Annotated in this window: 27 protein-coding genes; 19 read left to right on the top strand and 8 right to left on the bottom strand. The window is 48.7% G+C overall.

The window, feature by feature from the left end:
* Positions 1-5: 5 nt before the first annotated feature.
* Positions 6-1172, bottom strand: coding sequence for a M20 family metallopeptidase (locus GC097_RS02945; RefSeq protein WP_171681864.1), 1167 nt, complete (start codon positions 1170-1172; stop codon positions 6-8).
* Between the two features lie 157 nt (positions 1173-1329).
* Here GC097_RS02945 and GC097_RS02940 point away from each other — a divergent pair, with 157 nt between their 5' ends.
* Positions 1330-1614 (top strand): hypothetical protein, encoded by a 285-nt coding sequence (locus GC097_RS02940; RefSeq protein ID WP_171681862.1) that lies wholly within the window; start codon positions 1330-1332, stop codon positions 1612-1614.
* A 91-nt stretch (positions 1615-1705) separates the two neighbouring features.
* The gene (locus tag GC097_RS02935; RefSeq protein ID WP_171681861.1) at positions 1706-2365 is read left to right on the top strand and encodes a GDSL-type esterase/lipase family protein; all 660 of its coding nucleotides are present in this window, start codon (positions 1706-1708) and stop codon (positions 2363-2365) included.
* On the opposite strand, the gene trhA is transcribed toward GC097_RS02935, so the two are convergent.
* Positions 2360-2992 carry a PAQR family membrane homeostasis protein TrhA gene (gene trhA / locus GC097_RS02930; RefSeq protein ID WP_171681860.1) on the bottom strand — a complete coding sequence of 211 codons (633 nt, stop codon included), beginning with the start codon at positions 2990-2992 and terminating at the stop codon, positions 2360-2362. The genes GC097_RS02935 and trhA overlap by 6 nt on opposite strands.
* Positions 2993-3256: 264 nt before the next feature.
* On the opposite strand from trhA, the gene GC097_RS02925 reads away from it, so the two are divergent.
* Together GC097_RS02925 and GC097_RS02920 are read left to right on the top strand one after the other, a co-directional pair.
* Complete coding sequence (locus GC097_RS02925; protein ID WP_171681858.1) at positions 3257-4105, top strand: DegV family protein; 849 nt, start codon at positions 3257-3259, stop codon at positions 4103-4105.
* A 20-nt stretch (positions 4106-4125) separates the two neighbouring features.
* On the top strand, positions 4126-4971 hold the full coding sequence (locus GC097_RS02920; protein ID WP_171681856.1) for a DegV family protein: 846 nt from the start codon (positions 4126-4128) through the stop codon (positions 4969-4971).
* A gap of 60 nt (positions 4972-5031) precedes the next feature.
* On the opposite strand, the gene GC097_RS02915 is transcribed toward GC097_RS02920, so the two are convergent.
* Entirely contained in the window at positions 5032-7194 is a 2163-nt protein-coding gene (locus tag GC097_RS02915) for a HelD family protein (RefSeq protein ID WP_171681855.1), read from the bottom strand.
* Between the two features lie 176 nt (positions 7195-7370).
* Between GC097_RS02915 and GC097_RS02910 the strand changes: the two genes are divergently transcribed.
* From GC097_RS02910 to GC097_RS02895, 4 genes are all read left to right on the top strand, one after another.
* Positions 7371-7850, top strand: coding sequence for a glutathione peroxidase (locus tag GC097_RS02910; protein WP_171681853.1), 480 nt, complete (start codon positions 7371-7373; stop codon positions 7848-7850).
* A 257-nt stretch (positions 7851-8107) separates the two neighbouring features.
* Complete coding sequence (locus tag GC097_RS02905) at positions 8108-8464, top strand: hypothetical protein (protein ID WP_171681852.1); 357 nt, start codon at positions 8108-8110, stop codon at positions 8462-8464.
* A 23-nt stretch (positions 8465-8487) separates the two neighbouring features.
* A complete protein-coding gene (locus GC097_RS02900) occupies positions 8488-9165 on the top strand; it encodes a PIG-L deacetylase family protein (RefSeq protein ID WP_171681851.1) in 678 nt (225 codons plus the stop codon).
* Between the two features lie 180 nt (positions 9166-9345).
* A complete protein-coding gene (locus GC097_RS02895; RefSeq protein WP_246293915.1) occupies positions 9346-9705 on the top strand; it encodes an MOSC domain-containing protein in 360 nt (119 codons plus the stop codon).
* A 970-nt stretch (positions 9706-10675) separates the two neighbouring features.
* Here the strand turns inward: GC097_RS02895 and GC097_RS02890 are convergent.
* Positions 10676-12385 carry a vWA domain-containing protein gene (locus tag GC097_RS02890; RefSeq protein ID WP_171681850.1) on the bottom strand — a complete coding sequence of 570 codons (1710 nt, stop codon included), beginning with the start codon at positions 12383-12385 and terminating at the stop codon, positions 10676-10678.
* Positions 12386-12396: 11 nt separating this feature from the next.
* Entirely contained in the window at positions 12397-13698 is a 1302-nt protein-coding gene (locus tag GC097_RS02885) for an AAA family ATPase (protein WP_171682227.1), read from the bottom strand.
* Positions 13699-13793: 95 nt separating this feature from the next.
* Between GC097_RS02885 and GC097_RS02880 the strand changes: the two genes are divergently transcribed.
* Positions 13794-14291: a metallophosphoesterase family protein gene (locus GC097_RS02880; RefSeq protein WP_171681849.1), complete on the top strand. Its 498-nt coding sequence runs from the start codon at positions 13794-13796 to the stop codon at positions 14289-14291.
* Between the two features lie 23 nt (positions 14292-14314).
* Here the strand turns inward: GC097_RS02880 and GC097_RS02875 are convergent, their stop codons facing one another.
* From GC097_RS02875 to GC097_RS02865, 3 genes are all read right to left on the bottom strand, one after another.
* A complete protein-coding gene (locus GC097_RS02875; protein WP_171681848.1) occupies positions 14315-14590 on the bottom strand; it encodes a MoaD/ThiS family protein in 276 nt (91 codons plus the stop codon).
* A 1-nt stretch (position 14591) separates the two neighbouring features.
* Positions 14592-15692, bottom strand: coding sequence for a WD40/YVTN/BNR-like repeat-containing protein (locus GC097_RS02870; protein WP_171681847.1), 1101 nt, complete (start codon positions 15690-15692; stop codon positions 14592-14594).
* Between the two features lie 91 nt (positions 15693-15783).
* A complete protein-coding gene (locus GC097_RS02865) occupies positions 15784-16911 on the bottom strand; it encodes a glycosyltransferase (RefSeq protein WP_246293912.1) in 1128 nt (375 codons plus the stop codon).
* 116 nt (positions 16912-17027) lie between these two features.
* Between GC097_RS02865 and GC097_RS02860 the strand changes: the two genes are divergently transcribed.
* The 10 genes from GC097_RS02860 to GC097_RS02815 form a co-directional block, all read left to right on the top strand.
* Positions 17028-17831, top strand: coding sequence for a class I SAM-dependent methyltransferase (locus tag GC097_RS02860; RefSeq protein ID WP_171681846.1), 804 nt, complete (start codon positions 17028-17030; stop codon positions 17829-17831).
* Positions 17828-18523, top strand: coding sequence for a glycosyltransferase (locus GC097_RS02855; RefSeq protein WP_171681845.1), 696 nt, complete (start codon positions 17828-17830; stop codon positions 18521-18523). Before GC097_RS02860 ends, GC097_RS02855 begins: the two co-directional genes overlap by 4 nt.
* Positions 18524-18527: 4 nt before the next feature.
* A complete protein-coding gene (locus tag GC097_RS02850) occupies positions 18528-19613 on the top strand; it encodes a tetratricopeptide repeat-containing glycosyltransferase family 2 protein (protein WP_171681844.1) in 1086 nt (361 codons plus the stop codon).
* Positions 19610-21514 carry a glycosyltransferase gene (locus GC097_RS02845; RefSeq protein WP_246293911.1) on the top strand — a complete coding sequence of 635 codons (1905 nt, stop codon included), beginning with the start codon at positions 19610-19612 and terminating at the stop codon, positions 21512-21514. Before GC097_RS02850 ends, GC097_RS02845 begins: the two co-directional genes overlap by 4 nt.
* Before the next feature lie 85 nt (positions 21515-21599).
* Positions 21600-21914, top strand: coding sequence for an alpha-helical endospore appendage domain-containing protein (locus tag GC097_RS02840; RefSeq protein ID WP_171681843.1), 315 nt, complete (start codon positions 21600-21602; stop codon positions 21912-21914).
* Between the two features lie 166 nt (positions 21915-22080).
* Positions 22081-22404 carry an alpha-helical endospore appendage domain-containing protein gene (locus GC097_RS02835; RefSeq protein WP_171681842.1) on the top strand — a complete coding sequence of 108 codons (324 nt, stop codon included), beginning with the start codon at positions 22081-22083 and terminating at the stop codon, positions 22402-22404.
* A 32-nt stretch (positions 22405-22436) separates the two neighbouring features.
* Positions 22437-22802, top strand: coding sequence for an alpha-helical endospore appendage domain-containing protein (locus GC097_RS02830; RefSeq protein ID WP_171681841.1), 366 nt, complete (start codon positions 22437-22439; stop codon positions 22800-22802).
* Positions 22783-23349, top strand: coding sequence for a hypothetical protein (locus GC097_RS02825; protein WP_171681840.1), 567 nt, complete (start codon positions 22783-22785; stop codon positions 23347-23349). The genes GC097_RS02830 and GC097_RS02825 overlap by 20 nt, the downstream gene beginning before the upstream one ends.
* A gap of 183 nt (positions 23350-23532) precedes the next feature.
* On the top strand, positions 23533-24714 hold the full coding sequence (locus GC097_RS02820; RefSeq protein ID WP_171681839.1) for an exosporium glycoprotein BclB-related protein: 1182 nt from the start codon (positions 23533-23535) through the stop codon (positions 24712-24714).
* A 97-nt stretch (positions 24715-24811) separates the two neighbouring features.
* Positions 24812-25894: alpha-helical endospore appendage domain-containing protein (locus GC097_RS02815; protein WP_171681838.1), on the top strand; the 1083-nt coding region annotated here is incomplete at its 3' end.

Genomic DNA, 25894 nt, shown 5'->3' with positions numbered 1-25894 from the left:
CTCGTTTATTTCATCGACGCAGCAAACTCCGCTTTGATTTTCTGCAGCAGCTCCGGGCTGCTTAGTACTTCATAAGCGGTGAAAGCAAGTGCTTTGGCCGTGAAAATCATCGCGTCCAGCGCAGGTTCCTGCTGGGCAAGATCGCGAAACTCCTTGGTGTGCAGCATGTGTTTCTCGCCTACAACTTTGACGAAGGGATGTATCGTCGGACATTGGATCGAAACGTTGCCCAAATCGAGCGAGCCGTGATCCTTGCCGATTTCAATGTCTTCAGGATCGATGCCCATCTCGCTCAGCTGATCTGAGAAAACCTGGGACAATGTCTCATTGGTTCGCAGTTCGTCGTACGAATACTCATAGAATGACGTTTTGAGTGTGCAGCCTGTTTGCAAGGCAGCGCCCTCCGCGCAGCGGAGCACTTTCTGAACGAGCTCATCGGTATACGTTCGCGTAGCGGAACGGACGTAAAACTGAGCGACAGCGTAGTCCGGGATAATGTTCGGTGCCTTGCCGCCTTCGTTAATAATGCCGTGGATACGGGCGTCCGATCTGATTTGCTGGCGCAGCGCGTTAATGGAATTGAACAGCTGTAGCACGGCGTCCAGCGCATTAATGCCTTCATATGGCTGCGCAGCAGCATGAGCGGAGCGGCCGAAAAATTCATACTGAATCGCATCCATAGCGAGGGATTCACCTGATTTTTCGTAGGTGTAGTAGGGATGTGCCATTAGGGCGATATCCACGTCGCGGAAGAGTCCTGCTTCGGCCATCGGCACTTTGGCGCCCTTGGTTTCCTCAGCCGGAGTCCCATAGACACGTATACTGCCGCCGGTTTCAGCTATGACGGATTTAAGCCCAATGGCTGCGCCAATGCTCATCATACAGATCAAGTGATGTCCGCAGGCATGGCCTAGATCTGGTAAGGCGTCATATTCAGCTAAAAAGCCAACGACAGGTCCAGCTTTGCCGGAATCGAATGTCGCGATAAATGCGGTTGGAATATCCAACACGCCGCGTTCAACTTGGAAACCGTGGAATTCCAGTTCCTCCGTTAAACGTGAGCAAGCCTGAAATTCTTCGTGTCCCAGCTCAGGGTTCGCTCCGATAAAGCTGGAAATTGATTTGAATCTATTCGCATTGCTGTCAATAGTTTGTGTAATGATGGATTTCATAAGTCGGAAGGCTCCTTTATCATGGTACTTCTTTTATTGTAGTATAAAGGCGGCCAAACTACCACTTTAAGTCGCGCTGGGTTACAATGATTGAACGAAAGCTCATACGGTTAGCGATTATTTTACTGAGAAAATAAAGTAATGGGGGAATTGTCAGATGATGAAATACGGAGCCGAGCACGTTGAGCACCGATTTACACTAACCTTTATAGAATCTGAAGTACGCGGACAATGGCGCGACATTTATTTGAGGATGCATCTTCAGGCCGGGGAGGCGTTTCCGGAGGATCTCATCGATCCATCCGTTCTTGTGATATGTAATCTGCAAGGGGAAATTGTTCAAATTGTGCTTCATGACGAGGGCTGCGATTGCGAATTTCAATTCACGTATGCAGAAAAAGCGCAAATCGAAAATTTTGTTCAAGAGCATGTAAACGTATAAAAAACTTGCCTCGCAGCGGAGGAGAATGTCCCTTCCCAAACTGGGCGCTTATGCATATACTATCCTACGTCAGCTTTAGGGAGAGGATAGCATGGATAAGACGATCACCTATTTGGCATTTGGAGATTCGCTTACTGTTGGTTTCGGAGCGCCGGACGGTCGCGGATTCGTGTACAGTTTTCGGCGGAAGGTAGAGCAACTGCTGAACGTTCCCGTTCAATTCATTCAAGCGGGTACGAATGGCGCCACGACAAGCGAATTGCTCCAAACGCTTGAGTCCGATCCGCAAATTCAGAAGGATATCCAGGCGGCGGATATCATTACGATTACGGCTGGCGGTAATGATCTTATTCAAGCGGCAATTCCTTTCTTTTATGAAAATGATGCTGCATATTTAAAAACCGCTCTTCAAACCTACGAAGCGAACTACAAAAAAATAATGACACAAATAGAAACGCTGCGGCAAGGCATTGATACCCCGTTCTTAATTGCTCTGATCGGATTGTATAATCCTTTACCGCAGGTGCCGGAATCGGCTTACTGGGTGCAGCGTTTTAATCTGTTTTTACGTAAATTGGAGCAGGCGCATATTCACATCGTGCAAGTGTATGATGCTTTTGTGGGGCAGGATACCCGTTACATTTCCGAGGACTCCATTCATCCTAATGAGGATGGCTATGACGAGCTTGCGCGTCAGATTGAAAGTGCCATTTCGCTGCAGCACCTTGAGCGGTTGCTCAAGCAGCTATGACATGATGACATATCCGAAGATGGAAATGAAATGACAGGCGCTACCGGCGAGCACGAAAATATGCCAAATGGCATGGTGAAAAGGGATGCGCCTCCATACATAGAAGATCGAACCGAACGTGTACAGCAGTCCGCCTGCCACAAGCCAAACGATGCCTCCATAGGGCAGGTTCGCGTATAGGGGCTTAAAGGCAAGGACAATGAGCCAGCCCATCAAGATATAACAAAGCGTTGAAATGATGATGAATCGTTTCACAAAAAATAGTTTGAGCACAATCCCGATAAGTGCAAGCCCCCAAATAACGCCAAAGAATGTCCATCCCAAAGGACCGCGCAGCGTCACAAGCAAATAGGGCGTATACGTGCCGGCAATTAAGAGATAAATGGCGGAATGGTCGAGAATCTCGAAAACATCTTTCAAACGCGGATGTGTGACACTGTGCAGCAGGGTAGAGCAGGTATACAGGGTGACGAGAGCCGCGCCAAACACACTGAAGCTCACAATATGCCACGCATCGCCATGCAGACAAGCTTGAATGACAAGCAGGACAAGCGCTGCGACGCTCAACAGTACGCCAATCCCGTGGCTGATGGCATTTGCTTTTTCTTCTTGGATGGAATATTCCATGGAAATCCCTTCTTTCCTTGTTGAATAACATACTACCTAACAGATTAGACGTTGAGAATATGTTTTTACCTTCATTTAAACCACGTAGCAGGTGAAATTCGTTGTTCGTGAATGGCGGAATGACGATCTAAGGGTTCTTATTTATCATTAATTGAGCTTTCCCTCTATATCCTTTATACTGAACACACAACAATCCATAGATTTGATGTGGTTTTCATTAATAGAAAGTTTTGCTAGAACATGAAGATAAGGTGGTAGACAGCAATGTGCCGGGTGCGTATTTTTACAGACAGCACATGTGATTTAAGCAATGAACTCGTTCAACAATATCAAATTGAAATCGTACCGCTTTACGTTGTTTTTGAGGACCAATCGTTGAAAGACGGCGTATCCGTTAAGTCTGACCGGCTTTTTGAGCTTGTTGAGCAAACGGGTAAGCTGCCCAAAACGGCTGCGCCTTCTCCCATAGATTTCGAGCGTGCGTTTGAGGGTGTCATTCAGTCCGGAGATGATATCGTTTACATCGGGCTTTCGTCTGAATTGTCTTCGACGATTCAAAATGCAGCCATAGCGGCAGCGAATTTTCCCGATGATAGAATTACCCTGATAGATTCTAGGAATCTATCAACTGGAATTGGTTTGCTAGTGCTGAAAGCAGCGCAAGCGGCTCAAGACGGCAAAAGCAGCGCGGAAATCAAAATCATGATCGAGTCGCTTCGTTCCCGTATTGAAGTTGAGTTTATCATCGACACCTTGGAGTATTTGCATAAAGGCGGCAGATGTTCGAGCGTGCAGCACTTCATTGGGAGTCTGTTGAAAATTAGGCCTGTTGTGAAAGTGATTAACGGGGCTATGACATTGACGGACAAAGTACGAGGGAAGAGGGAAAAAGCGCTCCAGCAGCTCTTGGATAATGCGCTAGCCCAAAAAGACGACATGGACACAGAGTTTCTGTTTGTCACTCATGCATTGGCAGCCGAAGAAGCGGCTTATGTGAAAAGGCAGATTGAACATCAAACGAATGTAAAGCAAGTCTATATGACCGAAACGGGCTGCGTGGTTTCCAGTCACTGCGGACCGCGAACGGTTGGAATCGTTTTCGCCAAAAAATAGGAAATGAGTGTACACACAACATGACGACAATCAAGATTATCACTGACAGCAGCTGCGACCTCCCCACAATGATTGTAGATGAGCTCGGGATTACCATTGTGCCATTGTCCGTTCATTTCGGAGAGGAGTGCATGCCACCTCACATGGAACTTTGTGATTTTTATGCGAGAATGAAAACGGAAAGTGTTCTGCCTAAGACGTCCAGCCCTTCACCGCAGCATTTTCTCGCCGATTATCATAAGAAAGCTGAGGTAAATCAGGATATTCTTGTGATTTGTCTGTCATCTGCTCTTAGCAGCACGTATCATCATGCACTCATGGCCAAAGACTTGTTGATAGAGGAAGGTTATACAGGCCGCATTGAAGTCATCGATTCGAAAACGGCTTCCTTAGGCCTTGGTGTTCTTGTATACAAGGCTGCCAAAATGGCTGAAAGACATGTTCCTTTTGAGCAATTAGTAGAAGCAATCCGACAATCGGTTGTTTCTTCAGGGACGCTTTTTTTCTTGGATACGTTAGAAAATGTGATCAAAGGCGGCCGGCTTGACCGGGTTCGCGGTGCCGTCGCTTCCATTCTGAACATCAAGCTGGTCATGAAAGCAAGTGAAGAAGGTTCAATTGAAGTGTTGGAAAAAATCCGCGGCACCCAGCAAGCGTTGAAGAGGATGATTGCCAAAGTGGGCGAGGCCGTCCACGATTACGAAAAAGATGTGATTGCGGTCGCACACAGCAATTGCGAGGAAAGAGCGCGTGAGGTTCTGAACCAGCTGCTCGAGAAACATCCGTTCCGCAATGTGTTATTTGCCAACATGGGCACGGTCATTGGCACATATGCCGGAGAAGGCGGCGTACTGATCGCCTATTAACAAAGAAGACACCTGATCGGATTCCAAGGCTACTGGCCAAGGAAGGATCAGGTGTCTATTTTATTCAGGAAAAGCGGTTGTGACGATTTCCGGTTCATCCGTTGAGACGAGAGGCGACAATTCGCCAGCGGCCATCAGCCACAATTCATGAAGTGCGCGCGTACAGCCCACATAAAGCAGTTTGGCATCGATGAGTGAGGCTTCATAATGTCCGGAGGTAACATCCATCAGCAGGACGGCATCGAACTCCAATCCTTTCGTCAAATAGACGGGCACGACCGATATTCCGCCGCGGTACACACGCTGTTTGGACGTGATGAGATTCGTTTCGATTCCGGCCGAAGTTAAAGCGTCATGCAGCTCTTCGGCTTGCTTCTCCGTGCGCGCGACAACGGCGATGGTGCGAGAGGTCCCTTGCTGTAAGGTTGCGATAGCGCGTTGCAGCAAAGGCAGTCTGCCTTTGAGATCCGTTTGCAAGACCCGGACTTTGTTGCCGCTTCGAAACACGGGGACTGCAAGGAGCGGGTTCTCGACGCCGCGTTTCAGCACCGAATTGGCAAACTGAATGATCTCCATCGTGGAACGGTAGCTTCGTTCCAGCTCAAAGTAGCCTCTTTGGTCTTCTTGAAACAGACCGGAAAATTCCTTCCAGTCCTTGATGCCTTGATAGGCATGAATCCCTTGCGATAAATCGCCTAGTATTGTAAAAGAGCTGTTGCGCGTATAGCTATCGAGAACAGCTACCTGGAAAGGTGAAAAGTCTTGAGCTTCGTCAATGACGACATGGTCAAACAATTGATCCGATGATATTCCGTTTAGACGCGTATGAATATAAAGGAGCGGAGCAAGATCTTCAAGCTGCACTTCTTTTTTCTTGAAAAGCTTCAGCGACGCATTGACCAACTGTTCAGGGAGTTGGTTTAACAACTCTGCAGGCAAACTGTCCGGGCGGCCGTTTTCTGTGTACAGCATTTTGTAAAAGCTGAATGCTGAATGCTCAGGCCAACCGGTCAAATAGGTCCGCAGCTTCTGCGAGGATTTCTTTTTGAGTTCTTTCTTTCGGGTTTGCTCCCAGATTTTATCGAGCTGCATCTCCGTCCAGCGCTTGATCCGGGCTACGACGCGTTCGCGGCGTTTGACAAGCGGGTAATGCTTGTTCTCGACGAAGAACCATTCGCGAATGGTTGCCAGCGGCAGCTTAGCACCCTCCCAGGGGATATAATCCGCCGAAGGGACATAGGACGTTTCGAACTTCGTCAAGCAGTCATCCAAGTAGGTCTTGTAAGCGACGGACCCTTTAAATCGACCCGGAGCGTTATCGTCCACCGGAGGTCTTTTGCTGCCAAGAGAGAACCAGGTTTGCAGCGTTAGAGCTTGATCGGCCAGCTTGACCTCATGATCGAGCACGTCCAGCGCCCAATCCGTAAAGGTGCTTTGTTGAATATTGCCTACGCCCAATTCAGGAAGCACGCCGGAAATATAGTCGAGGAACATCGAGTTCGGAGCAAAAATAATCATCCGCTCGGCGCGGACTTGTTCACGGTATTGATACAACAGGAAAGCGAGGCGGTGCAGGGCTACGGTTGTTTTACCGCTGCCGGCTACCCCTTGGATAATGAGGGCGGTATTTTTGGCTGCGCGGATAATTCGATCTTGTTCCGCTTGGATCGTGGAGACGATATCACGCAGCTTGTTATCTTTATTTTCGCCTAACCGGTACAGTAAGAATTCGTCGCCAACGGCCAGGGAATCTTCATTGCGATCATAAGTATCTACGACGCGTTGGAGGATTTGCTTGCGCACTACGAGATTTCGCTTTAAGTAGACGAGTCCTTCGATGAGACCGTCCGGCGAGTCATAGGAAGCGGCATCAAGTCCGCCGGTGAACGAGTAGAAAAGGCTCGCTACCGGTGCGCGCCAGTCAATGACCAGCAGTTGTCCGGTACGTTCGTCTTCTACGCCTGATTTGCCTATGTAAAGCGGCATGGAAGATGCAGTGCCTGTTTCTTGGAAATCGAGGCGGCCAAAATAAGGCTCGTCAACGGCTTTGGCCAAGTTGTGTCTGCCGTTTTCACGGGCAACCTCCAGCGCCTGTTCGGTTAAATCAGGGCCATAATAAACAGGAGTTGCTCGCAGCCTTGCGAGTTGTTTATCAATTTCGATATTGGTTTCTTCAAGCCGTTGCAGCTCTTCTTGATAGGCACTTTGAGTCTTTGTGTCCAAGATCAGTTACCTCCTAAGATCAGATGTTGTCTATTTTGCGAATAAACAGGTAAACAATATACCACACCTGTCAGGATATGGGAAGCTAAACCGTAAACGCAGGCACATTTGGGGCCGCTGGGAAACAATGCTATAATGGGAGAGTACCTATTATACCTATGAAGGAGCCAAACGCTATGTCCATTTATGATATCGAGGTTCAAACCATTACGGGAGAAACGAAGTCACTTTCTGAATACAAAGGCAAAGCGTTATTGATTGTAAATACTGCAAGTGCATGCGGACTTACACCGCATTATAAAGGTTTGCAGAGCTTGTACGAACAGTATCAGGACAAGGGCTTGGTCGTGTTAGGATTCCCTTGCAATCAATTTGCAGGACAAGAGCCTGGGACTAATGAAGAAATTCAGAGCTTCTGCGAGTTGAATTACAAGGTGACCTTCCCTATGTTTGCCAAAGTGGATGTGAAAGGTGAAGATGCGCATCCGTTATTTACATATTTGTTGTCGCATACGCCAGAAGCTTATCGCACAGGTGAAATTGAATGGAATTTTGTGAAATTCCTCGTAGATGCTAACGGGAATGTAGTCAAACAATATAGTGCAAGAACAGAGCCTTCTGACATCACAGCAGATATTGAAGCCATTTTAGCTTAGGATAGCTAAAAAAAAGTTGCAATGGAGACAAGCCCCCGCTATAATCAGAATAATCATAACGTTGAAGGAGTCGAATCAATATGAAGAATACAGCTTGGTTCGTACAATTTCATTATTTTCAAAGGCGTTAGCACATACCTGAACATATCAGGGTGGGCTAACGCATTTCGCGTTGGCCTCCCTGCGGGATAGCAATTCGCGCAGGACCATAGGTCCGGCGCGTTTTTTTATCTCGGGAGAAGGGAATAGGTGAAGGTATGGGGAACGCGAATAGATGGTATGAAATTACAGATGAGAATAACCAAAATGTCAATCAACTTAAACAAGTCAGAGTCATCCTGTTAGCTCCTAAAGATTCAAGGAAGTCAATTCACTTAATTAGTGAACTGGATCAAGTCGGGATTGGCGTCAGGACGGAAAGTGTAAATCCGAAGTCCGGGATACAAATGGCCGAGGATCTTGGTATCCGGTTTGTCGTTGGGATCCATGATGATGAAATGGCTGCGGATCGAGTGAGCTTCATGGATAGGCTGGAGCCGCATGAGCGGATAATGTCCTTGGATCAGGCGATCTATCTCATTGAGAAAGTATATCCGCCGGCAGATTTTAAATAATAGAAAATGGAGTGAAACGATAAATGGGAACTCGCTATGGATTTATATATGCGCATCCGGATGATGAGACTTTCCTGAGCGGATGTTTGATTCGCCAGTTTGCCGACGAAGGCAGCAGCCCTGTCCTGCTTCTTGCAACACGCGGCGATGCCGGGAGGCAAGGCTTGGAAAGAGCGGCAGACAAGTCGGAGCTTGCCAGACTGCGGGAGGAAGAGATGAAAGCTGCCGCCGAAGTGCTTGGCCTTTCACATGTCGAGCATTTAGGCTATCCGGACGGCCAACTGGTTGTGATTGATTTTGATGCGCTTGTTGCAGGTGTTGTCTCGTTTATTCAGCGTTACGAACTGGAGAACGTGTTCAGTTTCGCAGAGGATGGGGGGAACGGTCATCCAGATCATGTAACGATCTCCAAAGCGACAACGGCAGCCGTGCTTAGTGGACAATGTCCAAGTGTTCGCAGGCTCTATTATGCCGCATCCGGAACATTACGTGATCAAGGCCATAAGCCTTCCATCGTAGTGGATACCGAAAGAGGTTGGCCCGTCAAGGCAGCGGCATTGAAAGCTCATGCTACGCAGCATGTTGCGATCTCCAAATATTTTGGCGATCTTGCCGTCTTCCCGGAGGCGCGCAGGTGGGAAGCTTTTGTGCTCGGCTGGGAAGACGGCGTGATGTGGCCGGAGAAAGCAGCTGAGAAATAGTTGATAAATCCGATTTTGAGTAAGCCTTTGGTGGGGAAGACGAGAAGAAAGTGAAAACAGGCAGACAAGGTTGGTGGATCGCAGGATGACCTTAATTGCAAAAGTAGAAGCTGTGTTTATCGCTGATGATGCAGCTACCTTTGTGACGAGAGAAATAGATGGTGTCGGGGCACAGAAATCATGAACCGACGCCAGCTTAGCATTGTTTCCGTAGAGGAGCTGCAAGGAATTGCAGAGCGGCTTGGTGTAGAAGAGATTCGATCGGAGTGGTTAGGGGCGAATACTCTCGTGAGCGGCGTACCTGAATTAACTAAGCTGCCGATGGGCATCCGCATGATGCTTTCAAGCGTTGGCGGACTCGTCTGTGAGGGAGAAAATGAGCCTTGTGCCGGACCGGGCAATGTTATTGCCAACCATTACGGTGATAAAAGTTTAACGAAGTTATTCATGATTCAGGCTCAAAAAAGAAGAGGTATCGTCGCCTACGTGGAACGTCCTGGCGAGCTGAAGTCGGGGGATCTCATCGAGATTCATCATTAATTTCTTGGGATTGTCGGCCTAGCATACCCCCATAAGATCAGGCAAGCTTTCGAATGCTGTTTCTAAATAGAAATAGCCTGCAATGGTTCGGTTATGGAAGGTGTGGAGAGATGTCGCTATGCAACTGTGAAACGTGCGGAACCGTATTTATTTCAAACTACGGGAAGCGCTGTAAATCGTGTTCTCAGCAGCTCTTGATCGAGTCGCACAGAGTGAAGGACTTTGTCCGGCAACATCCCCGCGCCACGGTCATGGAGGTGTATCATCAAACAGGTGTGTCACTTAAGACGATTAGGGATTTGATGCGGGCTTGAGATTTTCGAATGTGAATGTGAATGTGGATGTGGACTCCGAAAGGGGTCCTTATTTAATATTATAGAATTGCTATGTTTACAGGGGAACTACAGGCCGCTATTTGGCCAAAAAGATCCTTTTGCGTGAGGAAGAGGGAACTAGGCTCCGCTATTTCGCCATTTTGACACAAATTTGGACGATGGAGGTTGAATAAGACCCTGTAGTTCCCCTTGGGCCCACGAAATTCGGCGATTTGCTTAAATAAGGGAATGGAGTTCCCTTTCCATATTAGTGTCGGGTTCCAACGACGAAATGCTTTGGAAGGCTGTTTGCTCAGCCGGTCGAGCAGGCGTAATGGCCGGGCACAGGCTTTGTCCTCGCTGACGGACAGAGTAGCCCTTATTCGATGGAAAAGGACCTCTTCGAACATATAACAGACACCAGCGCTTTTATTTGCACACTGGGGGATTGATATCGCCCCAAAATCAGCAAGTAAGAGCTCTGGCGTCCATTAGCAGAGAGACACGACGCTTTTCGTATAGATAACGGCTGCTGTGTCCGAAGCGTGACAAGACGTATGCTTCCTTCACGGCGTTATTTTGCTATAGATAACCCCCTCAAGCCATGAAAGCGGCGAGTAGGGGGTTTATGTGTTGAGCGCAACTCGTGAATGAGGTCACCGCTTCGCAAACACATCAAGCAAAAGCTCATCCTTGACGGGATCCTGCATATCCCAGGCAGTCGCAAAGCGCACCTGATGCGAGACGCCGACAATTTCGTATTTCTGCACGAGATGCTGGCGGGCGGAGCCGATGATCAGGGAATGCAGCCGCAGCTGCTTCTTTTGGCCAAGTGTCGCGAGCTTCTGCAGAGTCGCTTTGGAGATTTGGCCGACACCGTCGGTGACCATGACAAAGTCTGCATCGTGAAACTTAGGCTCATACTGAACGATGTCCATCCCTCGGCCCAGCGGGGCGTCGAAGTTTGTGCCGCCGCCGAACGCGAGCTGCGCGAGGCCATAGAAGCGATCCCAGTCCGGGCGCTTATATGACAAGATGTGCTCGACGAGCTCGCCCTTTGCGCCGAACAGGAGCAGAACGAAATCCCGCCGCTCAAGTAGGGCAAAGGATGCGAACGTTGCGGTAAACAGCTGGGCAAGCCGCAGCTTGCTGCCGCGCATCGAGTGGGATGTATCGAGCATGCAGATCACGGGACCTTTTTGCGGCTCGGGAGAGGAGCCGGTGTAATTGTAAGTCATGAGCTTATTTTCCATCCATTTGACCAAAAAATAAGGCTCGAAGTCTATATCCGCAAGCAAACTGGCTTCGCTGGGAAGCAAGTGGGCGATGTCGCCGGAGTAGCGCAGATCATCGTAGGCTTCCGGCACATAAGGCGAGCGCTGCTTTTTCCGCTGCACCCGCAGATGATGGATGTTGCGGCCCACCTCCTGCAGGAATGCGACCAAATCCTTGCTGCGCTTCAGTTTCTCGATCCACTGCATGTAGTGCTCGAACGTCTGCCTGCGCAGTTTCCCCAGCTCGCTGCCCCAGCGCCGGTTCGCAAGCCGCTGACTCGCCTGCACGAGCTCGTGTACGTTAAAGCTGTCCACCTCTTCGAGGGACAGCGTCTCCTTCAAAGAGCGGCCGAGCCAGTCGCCCAGCTCGGCCTCGAGCTCCTGCATCGCGGCAAGATCGCGCGCGCTCATGCGGTCCAGCTGCCGCTTCCGGCGTTCGAGTTCCTCTTCCGCCTTGCGCAGCTTTGCTTTCAGCTTGTCGCGTTTCATGAACTCCGTACGCATCTCGCGTTGCAGTTCCGTGATACGCTCTTTCAGCGCACGTATCTCTTCAGCAACCAGCGGCCGCGAATCGGCAGCTTCCTGTTTATCCTCAACGGCGCGCTTTGCTTGCTGCAGGGTGTAGCCAACGAGCCGCAGCTTCTCGATTTGCTTATCTGTGAGCCTTTCGCTGACGCTTTTGTCTTCTTGGCCGCTCATTTGCTGCTTTTTCTCCAGACCGATGCCAATCTGCTGCTGTTCCTTCTGCCTTTTTTTCACTTCTTTCTCGTAGGACTCGGTCAGCCACATCAGCGCTTTGAGCGCTGTTTTGAAGGAAGCGTTCACTTGCCCGATCGTACGCGGATGAATGGACACATAGAAGTATTGCTTGGTCAAGGTCAGCACCATCCAACGATGGAATGGCGTTTCCTCCGAAGCAGCGTCCATTTCGGGTTTCGTCAAATAAAAGCACATGAAGAAATCGGCAAACAATTCAATAGAAAACCAAGGCGCTTGCCGCACCGCTTCGCGCATCCACTCCTGTGCGACGCTTGAAGAATGGACATAGCCCTCAAATACATAGCGGTCAACCCGTGTGCACCGTATGATCATAGGATAACCTCTTAGAGTGTGTAGTCGTATACAATGCCCGGTACTTCACGGTCAAACAATGTGCGGTATAAGCCTTGTATGGATTGTAAAATACGCTCGCCCTGAATGCGAAGGTGAGTAAATTTAACGGCATACTGCTCGGGATGCTGCAGAAATATCGACTGCGAGGCAACCCATTCCGGCAGTTTCTTTTCTTTCTCCTGCCAGGAGACGAGTCTCCCGCGCAAACTGCGTGCGGTTTCCTCAAGTTCTATTCGGCACTCTTCCAAGTTTCCTTTTAGACGCTCAGCGGCGTCTTTGGTCAAGGAGCCGCCGATTTCTTTCTTAAATTGGAAGGCGTGAAGCTCATCTTCCTTGTCCAGCCACTTTTTAACCGTCAAGTTGTACTGCTGTAATGGGAGCTCTTGTTCCATCTCTCGTTTTAGCATATCCTGAAATAAGGTATCGAAGATCGCTTTAACTTCTGACAAATCCTCGGGGAAATCCCAGAGCATGTGCGGGGTAAGGACGGTATCCCAAACGCCGGCTGCGCTGCGCCCGTGAATGGCGGCTGATATTTTCCAAGTGTGTCCGATTTTGTTCCAGCGGCGGTCCGAAACCACATATTCCTTCTCTTGAAGGGCAGTTTTCAACTGGAAGAGCATGTAAATTAAAGCATCAGGCAATTGTACATCCATAGCCTGTGATCTCAATTGCTTTATGAGCTCTGTGGAAAGCAGGGTGGGAAGCGGCGTGTTCGGCGCCTGAAACATCAGCTCAAAGCTGGAAATTTGTTTGACGTATTCGACTTCAAACCGGAACAGAAAACGGTCGTAAAGCGCAGCAAGCTGATCATTATCCTCCGGCAGCTCATTGGATGCCGCCATTAGAAATAAAAGGGGAGATGGCTGCTTCAGACGGCCATTGAAGAAAACACGTTCATTTAATATCGACAGGAGTGAGTTAAGAATGGCGCTGTTCGCTTTGAAGATTTCATCAAGAAAGGCGAAACGGGCGCTTGGTAAGTAGCCTTCCGTGAGACGGCTGTATTCATCCTGTTTTAATTTTTGCAAGGAGACAGGTCCAAACAGCTCATCCGGTGTCGTGAAGCGAGTCAATAAATAGTCGTAATAGGGCTCGTTGCCAAATAGATCCGCAGCAGCGCGTGCCAGCTGTGATTTCGCTGAACCGGGAGGTCCGACCAAAAGGACATGTTCGCCGCTCATAATGGCTAGGAGCAGTACTCGAATCAGCTCTTCCCGCTCCATGAACCTTTTTTCGAGATGCCCCATAGCTTCTCTTAATTTATTTTGTATGACGATGGGCTCTTTCATCATGGTTGTCCCCCTTGGCGTAAACTTCAGCTTTATTGTATCAAACTGCACGGCAAACATCGAATTTGTGGTATGAACAGAAAGGAGAGATCTTCATGCGAATTGGCGTCATTTCAGATACGCATTTATCCGCAAGCGCAAAAAAACTGCCGGATGCGCTGGTTGACGGCTTGCAAGGTGTCGAGCTTATTCTTCACGCGGGAGATTGGGTGAGTGAGCATGTGGTCGAACTCGTTGAACAAATTGCTCCTTGTGAAGCCGTAGCTGGAAATAATGACGGTCAGGAAATCATCGAGCGGTTTGGTTTGAAAAAAATCGTGACCGTCGGCAAGTTTCGGATCGGCCTTATCCATGGAGACGGCTACCGCAAGACGACACAGGAAAGAGCCAGGGAAGCGTTCCGGGACGAGCAGCCGGATATCGTCATTTTCGGGCATTCTCATATCCCTTTTCACGAAACCATACAGGGGATGCTCATGTTTAACCCGGGCTCGCCGACGGATAAAAGAAGGCATCCGCGATACTCATACGGCATAATCGAATTGGGCGACAGCATTCGGGCTAAGCATTACTTTTATGATAGTAAAGTCTAGAGGAATGAAGCAGCGGTCCCGTTTTACCCGCCCGAGACAGCTTGGAATACGGTGAGACGGTCACCGGCCTGCAGCGGAATCTCCAAATCATCCAGCCACGCGATATTCGTATCATTATAATAAAGCAGGACATGCTTCCGGACTTGTCCTGTTTCCGTCCAGAGGTGCACGCGCAGCAGAGGATAGCTGAGCAGCAGCTGATTCAGCGCCTCTTGCAGCGTAAGCGCCTCCAGTTCAAACTTGACGCGGCCGCCTGTGCAATCGCGCAATAAGGAAGGAATGGTAACGGCAATACGCATACTAATCCTCCCCAATAAGCGTCTTGACGGTTAGGATGCGTGAAAATTGGCCGGGCAGCCGCTCCCAGTTTTCCCCGCGGTCCAGAGAACAGTACACTTCGCCAGACGTAGTTCCAAAATAAAGACCATAGGGTTCCAAGCTGTCAACGGTCATGGCGTCGCGCAGCACACTGACATGGCGTTCTTCCTCCGGCAGCACATCGCCGATCGGCTTCCAGCTTTGTTCACTGGCTGCCATGCGGTAGACGAGCAGCTTGCCGTCCCGCATCGAGCGCTGTTCGCTGCTTTCTAAGGGGATCACAAACAAATCGCCTGTTGGCGCTACGGCAATCGGGAAGCCGAAGGGCATGTCGCCTTCGCGCAGCGTCAGGCCTTCTTCGATCGGATACCAGCTGTCACCGCCGTCCGCCGATTTAAACACGCCGCTATGCTCCTGCATATAGAGAATATCGGAGTTTGCCGGATCGAGCACGATTTTGTGCACGCAGTAGCCGACTCGTTCATCGGGTTGCCCTGTCGGCACGCGGTTCAAGCCGTTATTGCAGGGGCTCCAGCTTGAACCGCCATCCAGCGTACGGAAGACGCCTACTGCGGAAATGCCGACCCACATTCGTTTGGCGTTCCGGGGGTCAATGAGTATCGTATGCAAGCACATGCCGCCCGCTCCGGGGAACCAGTCCGGCCTAGTGGGGTGCTTAGTTAGTGCATCCAATTCCTGCCAGAAACGGCCGTTGTCGCGGCTTACGAATATGCCGGCTTCTTCGACACCGGCGAAGAGGGTATCGGGTTCCGTTGCATGGCCTTGTACGATCTGCCAAATCCGATTTAATTTGAAACCGCTTTCAATCTGATAAGCCGGACCATCCCCGATCTGATCCCATGTTTCACCGCCATTGTCAGACATACGAAGCGTAGCGCCGTAGGCGGCATGCGAAGTACCGGCATACAGCCTATTGCCGTTGCGCGTATCTCCAAGCACACTGTAGGCTTCCCACCCGGGTAAAAAGGGTCCCTTCAAGGACCAACTTCGTCTTTCCATCGTAGAAGAATAAATAAAAACCCCTTTATTGGTCCCCACAAGCAGTTGAACGCGCTTAGCCATTGGTTTCCTCCTTCATGCTTACTTATAGCCTACATTCGACGAATGTAAATAAATTCCTTCTCCTCCTTTGACTCATTGCACAGGTAAGACATTATTTATCGATTTCTTGAAGCCTGTGAAGCGCATCTTTGGCAATTGAATAGGTGGGGGAAAGTTCATAAGCCTTCTCGTAGGCGTTTATTGCCGCTTGGTTATTTCCCGTTTTTTCCCAGCATAAACCTAAATAATACCAGGCATGAAAGCTGCCCGTACCGCGCAAGGTCAGATGAAGTCCTGTCGTCTCCCCCAGCTCTAGGCAATGCTTGAATACGTCAATAGCCGCAGCGTACCACCCTTTCACATAACAGATGACGCCTTTATAAAAATGAAGATCAACATAATCCGGATACAGCGCAATAGCTTTATCGATACCGGGCCAAGCGCCGTCAATGCTTCCTGTGTTGAAAAGGATCGCATACTTCAGTTTATACAACATGGACGGAGGCATTTTGCCGCCTTGTATGAATCGGATAATAGATAAATTTACATACTCAAAAGCTTTCTCATACTCCCGGATTCGATAATACTCACTCGCTATGTGATACTCAATCCATGGATTGGAAGAAGAGGACGGTGATTTTGCTTCCTGTTGCAACAAGGTCATGTTGCGTGAATACTTGTTTTTTTGAGTCGTAATTGGCTCCATATACCCACGGTGAAACAATTTAAGCGGTATAGCTCCCATTACTTCGGCATGGTCACGATCGGGAAAAACATCGTCGATATTCAGTGTTTCATGAATGGCATATTTGAACTGCAGCCCAATGTGGTTGCGGAAAAAACGGGGATGAGCTATATGAAATGCTTCGTCTTCATTTGGAGAATCCCCAATATAATTAACTAAATGAAGGGAGAGTATGGAGGCTTGTGTCTCCTTGAGCGCCTTATGCAAATCAAAATCACCGAGAGGGGACAGTTCCTCATCAGCATCCAGATAAAGGATCCAATCTGATTTGGCATGTGTGAGTCCATAGTTCCTGGCATCGGCAAAATGATTGTTCCATTCGAAGGAAAGCACAGCAGCCCCCATGGAGCGGGCAATCTGCACGGTCTTGTCGGTTGAACCCGTGTCTACGACGATCATTTCATCGATCCAATCTTTGACACTGAGCAAACAGGTTTGGATCAGTGCTTCTTCGTCTTTCACAATCATACAGAGTGAAACAGTCGGGCGTTTCATCAAGGGACACCTCCGGTTTTGACGGCTTATGGCCATAAGTATGCGGCTGCATACAAATAAATGAAAGAAGGGATGATCGCGTGCAGTCATGCCCACTTTGTAAAGCGAATGAAAGCATGATTTTCCATTCGTATGCTAATTTTACACTGATGATGTGTAAGTCCTGTCAGCTTATTTATCAAGAGCAGGTCGACAAAGTTCAGCAAGAACAGCTAATTAAGGATATTTACGATAGCAACTGGGTGGCGATGAGGGATCTATATGCGGTGAATACGCTAAGAGAGCATGCTGCTTTCAGCGTTTTGCTGTTGGATATGTTTTTTCGTAAAAAAGGGAAATTGCTTGAAATTGGTTCCGGGACCGGCGAGTTTCTGTGGTTGGCTCGGGAAGCGGGTTGGCAAGTGCAGGGACTCGAGCCGTCGGCCGTTGCTTGCGAATACGCGAACGATCGTTATGGTCTGAATCTCAGAAATGAACTTTGGGAATTGAATCTTTTTGAGGCGGATGAAAAGTTCGATGCGATCGTATTTTGGCATGTTTTAGAGCATATTCCGTCCCCGGTTTCTTTTATGGAGCAGGTAAGTACGGTTTTAGCGCCGGGAGGGAGAATCTTGTTCAGTGTGCCCAATCAGCATTCGCTTACCAATGCTTTGCAAGGAGCTTCATCGCCGTTATTTACAGAAGAGGACCATTTATTTCATTATGCTAAGAGACATATTGAGCATCTGATGTCTTTAAGTCATCTTGAGATTATCTCTTTATTTTCCAGAGAGGAGCCGGCACGGCTCGAAAATGATTTGCGGATCCATCCTGGCACAATTCCATCGCTGTCTGAAAAAGAGAAAATAAAGATGATGATTGGGCTTCAGGCCGGCTGGAACGGACATGAAATTTTTTGCGTAGCGGGGCGCTCGATATGAGTAAATTAACGCTTTCGATGGTTGTCAAAAATGAAGGCGGCCGCTACTTGCGAAATGCATTGTTACAACATCGCGATTGGATTGATGAGGCGGTTATTATTGATGACGGAAGTACGGACGATACCTCTGACATCTGTCAAGAGCTGCTGTCCGGCATCCCGCTGCATCTGATTCGTAATTCGGAATCTCGCTTTGCCAATGAAGTGCTGCTGCGCAAGCAGCAATGGGAAGCGACAGTGCGTACGAACCCCGAATGGATACTGAATTTGGATGGGGATGAACTGTTTGAAGATCAGTTTGCGAATCAAGTGGGCGACTTGCTGAAGGGATGTGAGCAGGATGCGATCTATTTTCGGCTGTACGATATGTGGAGCGAAACCAGCTACCGGGAGGATGCCTATTGGAGTGCCCATCATATATATCGCCCTTTCCTAATCAGGTATAAGCCGCATTTTCCGTATCTCTGGAGAGAGACGCCTCAGCACTGCGGCAGATTTCCGGCGACAATCAACTATTTCTCTTATGTTTGCCACCGTGCCAGAATCAAGCATTATGGCTGGGCTAAGCCGGAAGACAGGAAAGAGAAATATGAGCGCTATATGCGGCTGGATCCGAATGCCCAGTATGGATGGAAAGAGCAGTATGATTCTATTCTAGATGAACATCCAAACCTCGTACTTTGGGAGGAATAGCCCATTGATAACGATAAGTTTATGTATGATTGTCAAAAATGAAGAGCTGTCGCTTCACCGCTGTCTGCAGTCGGTTAGAGACATAGCGGATGAAATCATTATCGTAGACACAGGCTCTACGGATCGGACCAAAGAAATAGCTTCCTCTTTTACAGAGCTTATTTACGATATGCCTTGGAAGGATCATTTTGCAGAGGCTAGAAATTTTGCTTTTTCTAAAGCGACCATGGACTATATTTTATGGCTGGACGCGGACGATGAGCTCGAGGAAGAGGACCGGCGGAAATTTGCAGCGCTGAAATCCTCCATCGACCCGTCTGTGGACAGCGTGATGATGCCGTATCACTTAGCCTTTGACGCCGATAACAAGGTAATAACAAGTCTGAAACGCAACCGTCTAGTCCGGCGAGCCTGCGGTTTTCGCTGGGAAGGTCCCGTTCACGAAGTGCTGATCGTCAGCGGGCACGTCATGCAGTCGGACATAGCCATTACACACAAGAAAGATAAGCAGTATACTGACCGTAATTTGCGGATTTATCAGCAGCGCGAGTCCGAGGATGAAATTTTTTCTCCGCGAGACTTGTACTATTACGCAAACGAGCTTAAAGATCATGGGCTTGATGATAAAGCTGTCATGTATTATGAGCGTTTTCTTGCCACGAAGCAGGGGTGGCGTGAGGATTGTTTTGCCGCTTGCCTGAAGATGGGGGATTGTTACGGTAAACTGGCGAACCGGCAGATGCAGCTGAAAGCTTGGTTTAGAACTTTGCTATATGGGAAGCCAAGGGCGGAGATGTGCTGCCGGGTGGGCAGTTATTTTATGGAGGACAATCGGCTCGAGCTGGCAATCTATTGGTTTCAAAAAGCAACTACGTTAGGCGAACCCGCCGATTATGCCGGAATGGTTGATCATGCGGCTTGGACGTGGCTGCCGCACCTGCAGCTCTGTCTATGCTATGACCGAACAGGACAGAAGCAAAAAGCGGAGCTGCATAATGAGATTGCATTCGTCTACAACCCGGCGCATCCCGGTATTTTGCACAACAAAGCTTATTTTGCCAATCTTCGCCGGGAGGAGAAGACACCTTGAGTCGGAAAAAGCGCATATTGATCGGAAGTCCCATTCGCCAGAGCCCGGAAATACTTGCCCCTTTTCTCACCTCTCTGGCAGAGCTTGAACGAACAAACATCGTTGTGAGCTATTTATTCGTCGATGATAATGCAGAAGAATCTTCACAGCTATTGCTTCGTCAATTCCAATCGCAACACGGCAGAACGGACATCCATATAGAGGAGAAACATCCTGAAACCTATGAGAAGGATGAGTTCACTCACTACTGGCCGGAAGAAACGATTTGGAAAGTAGCAAGGATGAAGGACGCTATTCTTACATATGCCCTTGACCGCAAATTCGATTATGTATTTCTGGTCGATTCGGATCTCATCTTACACCCGCATACATTGGAACATCTTGTTTCAGCGAATAAAGAAATCATCTCCAATATTTTTTGGACGAAATGGCAGCCGGATACGATGGAAATGCCGCAAGTTTGGCTTAGCGACCAGTATACGTTGTACCACAAAGACAGGAAGGAATCGTTATCCGATGAGGAGTCGGCTAAGCGGACTTGGCAGTTTTTCGGCCAATTAAGAGTCCCGGGTATATATGAAGTTGGCGGACTTGGCGCATGCACCTTAATCAGCCGCAAAGCCATTAAAGCCGGGGTTCGGTTTGCCGAAATTCCGAATTTATCTTTTTGGGGAGAAGACCGGCACTTCTGCATACGCGCACGTGCCATGGGATTTGCCCTCTATGTGGACACTCATTTTCCGGCTTATCATATTTATCGCAAGTCAGAACTGGCCGGTATTAATGCCTATAAGCAAAGTTGCAAAGGGGTACAGTCAGCAGATCGCAAGATTACCATCAGTGTGTGCCTCATCGTTAAAAATGAGGAGAATGCACTACCTGTTTGTCTACATTCCATTCGCGATATTCCGGATGAAATCATTATTGTCGATACAGGATCGACGGACAGGACCAAGGCAGTTGCTTCCAAGTACACGGATAAAATTTATGATTTCGCTTGGGTGGACGATTTTGCCGCAGCCAGAAACTTCGCTTTTTCTAAGGCTACGCAGCAATACATCTTATGGTTGGATGCCGATGATACGCTGACAGAGAAAGATCGCCTGCTTTTTCTGGAATTGATTCGGACGTTGGAACCGCTCGTTGACCGCGTGACGATGAGCTATCATCTAAGCTTTGATGAGAATCAGAATGTGACATATAGTCTGCGCAGGAATCGGCTTGTGCGCCGAGAGTGCCAATTTCAATGGATTGGCGCTGTGCATGAATATTTAGCGGCCAGCGGAAGCGTGTACGACAGTGAAATTGCGGTCACACATCGAAAAGATAAAATTCATACAGACCGGAATTTACAAATATACCGGAACATGTTGGCCAGAGGAGAAGGCTTAAGCTTACGGGATCAATTTTATTATGCCAATGAATGCAGAGAACATGGTTTTCATCAGGAAGCAGCTGTATATTATGAAGCGTTTCTTCAAACTCCGGAGGGCTGGCAGGAAGATAAGATTGCCGCTGCGCTTCACTTGGCAACCTGTTACAGTCATTTAGCCCAGAGAGACGAGCAGCTCTTGGCACTCTTCAGGGCATTTGAACACGATATGCCTCGGGCAGACTGCTGCTGCCGGATCGGATCTGTTTTTCTCGAAGAACAAGATTATCTTCAAGCGATTTATTGGTATGAGTCCGCAACACAGTGTCCGAAGCCAAAGGAGTCTATGGGTTTTATGGATCATTCATCATTGACGTGGCTGCCGCATGTACAGTTATGTTTATGCTACGACCGGATCGGGAGGCCGGATAAGGCTAAATTTCACCATGATATTTCCTATTCCTATAATCCCAAACACCCATCGATCATCCACAATCAACGATATTTTGAACAAATGGGCAATAAATAAGTTGAAATTAGCAGTTCGAAAAAACGGGCTATCGTGCATATATATGACTAACTTAAGCTGCTCAAGTGGAAATGGAGGAATGTAAATGTCACAAGCCAATATACCGAATATTACCCCGATAATATCGCTTACGTTAGGTGGGACGGTCAATTTATTGTTGGCCTCCATAGCATTGGAAGAGCTTGCGTTAGCGCATATCGTCAATGCGGAGGCAGAGAAAATACAGTATGTAGTCGGCACCTTGTTTCCGTCGATTACGCCGCCAACGACGAACATTTCGAATCTTTTGCTCATTAATGACAGTGTAAGGAAAACCTTGCAAGACGTGATTAAGAAAGAAATGCTGCTGCAGTTTAAAATGGAAAATATTTTGGATCACTTCCCGAATGAAGTTCTGTAAATGATTAAAGCTATATAAAAAAAAGCCCGTATGGGCTTTTTTTGTTTTATTTTTCCAAAAACAGGTTAAAAAAATCATGAAAACAGACAACCATCATATACTAGATTGAAGGTACGGATGCATGCCTTAAAGTTCATAAAATATTACAATACAGGAGTTGAAAGACATGTCCATGCCTAATATTCCTGACATTAAACCGGAAATTATCCTAAAACGGAAAGAAGTTATTAATTTATTGTTGACCTCGATCGCACTTGAGGAGATCGGACTTTCTCACATGATAAACGCCGAAGCGGAGAAACTGCAGCACGTCCTCAAAGACCGTTGTCTAACGATTAATGAAGCACTTCTTATTAATTCGAGCGTGGATCGAATGATGAGAAATATCATTAGCAATCAGATGCTGCTTGCCTTTAAACTATCCGATATCATGAAGCTTGAAGAAAAAGACGAGCTCTCCGAGTATATCATAGATGATTGTGAAGAATAGAGCTTAGTTTCAGGCGAAAGGGGAGTGAATCGTTGAGACCATTCGAGCAAGTGCCTTCCTACACATCTGCGATCGCTCATTTGCTGCAGTCTCTCGCCTCCGAAGAGGAATCACTTGCTAAATTAATGAGAACAGAGGCGGATAAAACATCATCCTTTGTGGGAAGAAATCTCGATTTCCCCACTGCACCTACCACGCAGGAGATTCTTATCTATAACCATAGTGTTATTCAATTTCTAGATTCCATGGTGATGACGCAATGGTTAATGCTAAAAAAACTGCACGCTATCTCGCATATGCAGTTCCTTGAAACAAAATCGTCAACGCCGCTTGAAGAAGTGGAGGCAGAAAATATTATGGAACTGGAAAACTTGGAGTATGAGCATTTCGACTACTGAACAAGCCGTAAACAAATGTGCAGCAGCAGTCCCTCAGTTAAGCTTATCGGTATTTCACCTTATAGAAGCCTTGTTGTATCGTATGAAAGGCGAAGCGGATGAAATCAGAAATGATCTTTCATTTCAAATTTGCGCTTTGTTCACCTCCTTATTAGATTTACATGCAGCTGTGCAGCGTAAACACCAAAATCTTTCCCATATCGAAAAAAATGAAATTGAGCCGATTCCATCCTCTGACATTCATGAAACCGTGCTGAGAATGATTGCGTTGCTCCAGCAATCCGATCTTTTATCAAAAAAGGAATGTATAGAGAGGTTGGTCCATCTTAAGGATTATTACCTGAGCAACCCGAACATGAGCAACACGATACCGGATGAAAATGAACGGTTCGATTACGTCGAACCGGACAATGTTGCGGAAGAACAATCCGGTGTATTAAGTCCTCTGCCTGTTGAGGAGTCCGACCGTAGACAAGCCAATAAGTCAGCATCACCTCCGCTAATGTTTACCCGGCGCGAAAGAAAGCGAACTCCTAAGCGATCGTAAGTATAATGGAGCCATACTAATTATACAAAAGAAAAAAAGGCCGTCCTTTTGTCATTGTATGACTTAGGGGACGGTCCTTTGTGGTTCCGTGGAAATGCGCCTTTATTCCCAAAAATAGGTATTCAATTCAACACACTTCCAATCGATGAGAATATTCTATAACTATCGAAAGGAGGTTGAACAATGTCACAAGCTAATATACCTAATATATCACCGAATATTTCGGTAACACGTGATCAAGCGATTAACTTGTTGCTTTCGTCGATTGCGATGGAAGAGCTTGGATTAAGTCATATTCTCAATGCGGAAGGTGAAAAGCTCCAATATGTTCTTGGAACATTGCCGGGCTTAACGGGACCGCCTGCAACGATTAGCGATCTTTTGCTAGTAAATGAAAGCGTAAAAAGTACGATTAATACGGTAGCGAGGAAAGAATTCCTTCTGCAATCTAAGCTGGAAAGTATTCTTGAAACACCGATTTCTGTAGGACCTACAGGTCCTGTTGGTCCAACCGGTCCTACAGGTGGACCAGCAGTTGGACCGACAGGAGCAACCGGGGCGACAGGTGACCCAGGAGCAACCGGAGCAACGGGTGCAGCAGGAGCAACCGGGGCAACAGGCGCAGTAGGAGCCACCGGGGCAACGGGCGATCCAGGAGCAATCGGAGCAACGGGTGCAGCAGGAGCAACCGGGGCAACAGGTACAGCGGGAGCAACGGGTGCAGCGGGAGCCACAGGTGCTGTTGGTGCAACAGGTGCAGCAGGAGCAACCGGTGCGGCAGGAGCCACAGGTGCAGCAGGAGCAACCGGTGTAGCTGGGGCCACCGGGGCAACGGGATTGAATGGTTCTGGTCCGATTATTCCTTATTCATCAGGTCTTCCAGTTACATTGACCACTATTGCAGGTGGGTTAGTAGGAACTGTCAGTATGGTTGGTTTTGGAAGTTCTGCAACTGGCGTCACGATTTTGGGCGGGGTTATTGATCTTACAGGAGCAAGTGGTACATTACTAAACTTTGCATTTTCGATGCCAAGGGGAGGAACAATTACTTCCATTGCTGCATATTTCAGCACAACTCTTGCTTTATCATTACTCGGTACGACGGTTTCTATAACAGCTCAACTATATAGTTCTACGACACCAAATAACTCGTTCACAGCTGTACCGGGAGCTGCAGTCACTCTTACACCGGCCTTAACGGGCGCTATCTCGCTAGGGACCATTAGTTCCGGTATCATAACTGGATTATCGATTCCGGTAACAGCACAAACAAGATTATTACTTGTTTATTCTAGTACGGCAACTGGACTTACTCTAGTGACTTCAGTTGAAGGATACGCAAGTGCCGGTGTATCTATGGTATAGAAATTAATTCCAGTTATACGATGAAGGGGTTGACTTGTGAAAAGTCAGCTCTTTTCGTATTTCTTTGACTTTATAGACGAAAGCGGGGGATTTCAAGATGTACGAAGACGATTTTCCTAATATTACACCTATAATCTCTATTACCAGAGAAGATGCCATAAATTTACTGCTAGCCTCTATCGCTTTGGAGGAGCTGGGATTAAGTCATATTTTGAACGCGGAAGGAGAAAAGCTGCAGTATGTACTCGGTACTCTGCCCGGTATTACACCAATAGCAGTGACGATCAGCGATATTTTACTAGTTAATGAAAGCATAAAAAATACGATAGCAGCTGTGAGCCTGGAGGAGGCCATTCTGCAAGCTAAACTGGCGGATGTTCTGTCTGCGCCGACATTAATAGGTCCTACGGGTCCAACTGGACCTACAGGTCCTGCCGGCGGTCCATCAGGACCAACGGGATCAACAGGGGCTACGGGAGCGACGGGAGACCCGGGAATAACGGGAACAACGGGGGCTATGGGAGTGACGGGAGATCCGGGAGTAACAGGAGCTACGGGAGCAGGGGGAGCTACTGGGCCGGCGGGAGCAGCGGGAGCGACGGGGCCAGCCGGGGCAACGGGGGCAACGGGGCCAGCGGGAGCGACAGGAGCAGCGGGAGCTACGGGTCAAGCGGGAGCGACGGGTCAAGCGGGAGCGACAGGAGTAGCGGGAGCAACGGGTCCAGCGGGAGCGACGGGTCCAGCGGGAGCGACAGGAGTAGCGGGAGCGACAGGAGTAGCGGGAGCAACGGGTCCAGCGGGAGCGACAGGAGTAGCGGGAGCGACAGGAGTAGCGGGAGCGACAGGAGCAGTGGGAGCGACGGGTCCAGCGGGAGCGACGGGTCCAGCGGGAGTCACGGGAGCAGCGGGAGCGACGGGTCCAGCGGGAGCGACGGGAGCAGCGGGAGCGACAGGAGCAGTAGGAGCGACGGGGCCAGCGGGAGCCACGGGAGCAGCGGGGGCGACAGGAGTAGCGGGAGCTACGGGAGCAGCGGGGGCGACGGGAGCAGCGGGAGCTACTGGGCCGGCGGGAGCGACGGGAGCGACGGGAGCAGCGGGAGCGACGGGTCCAGCGGGGGCGACAGGAGCAGCGGGGGCGACGGGTCCAGCGGGGGCGACGGGAGCAGCGGGAGCGACGGGT

The sequence above is a fragment of the Paenibacillus planticolens genome (genome assembly GCF_013141725.1).
In the GTDB taxonomy this organism is placed as follows: Bacteria; Bacillota; Bacilli; order Paenibacillales; family NBRC-103111; genus Paenibacillus_E; species Paenibacillus_E planticolens.
This window is presented reverse-complemented; position numbering and strand designations above follow the sequence as displayed.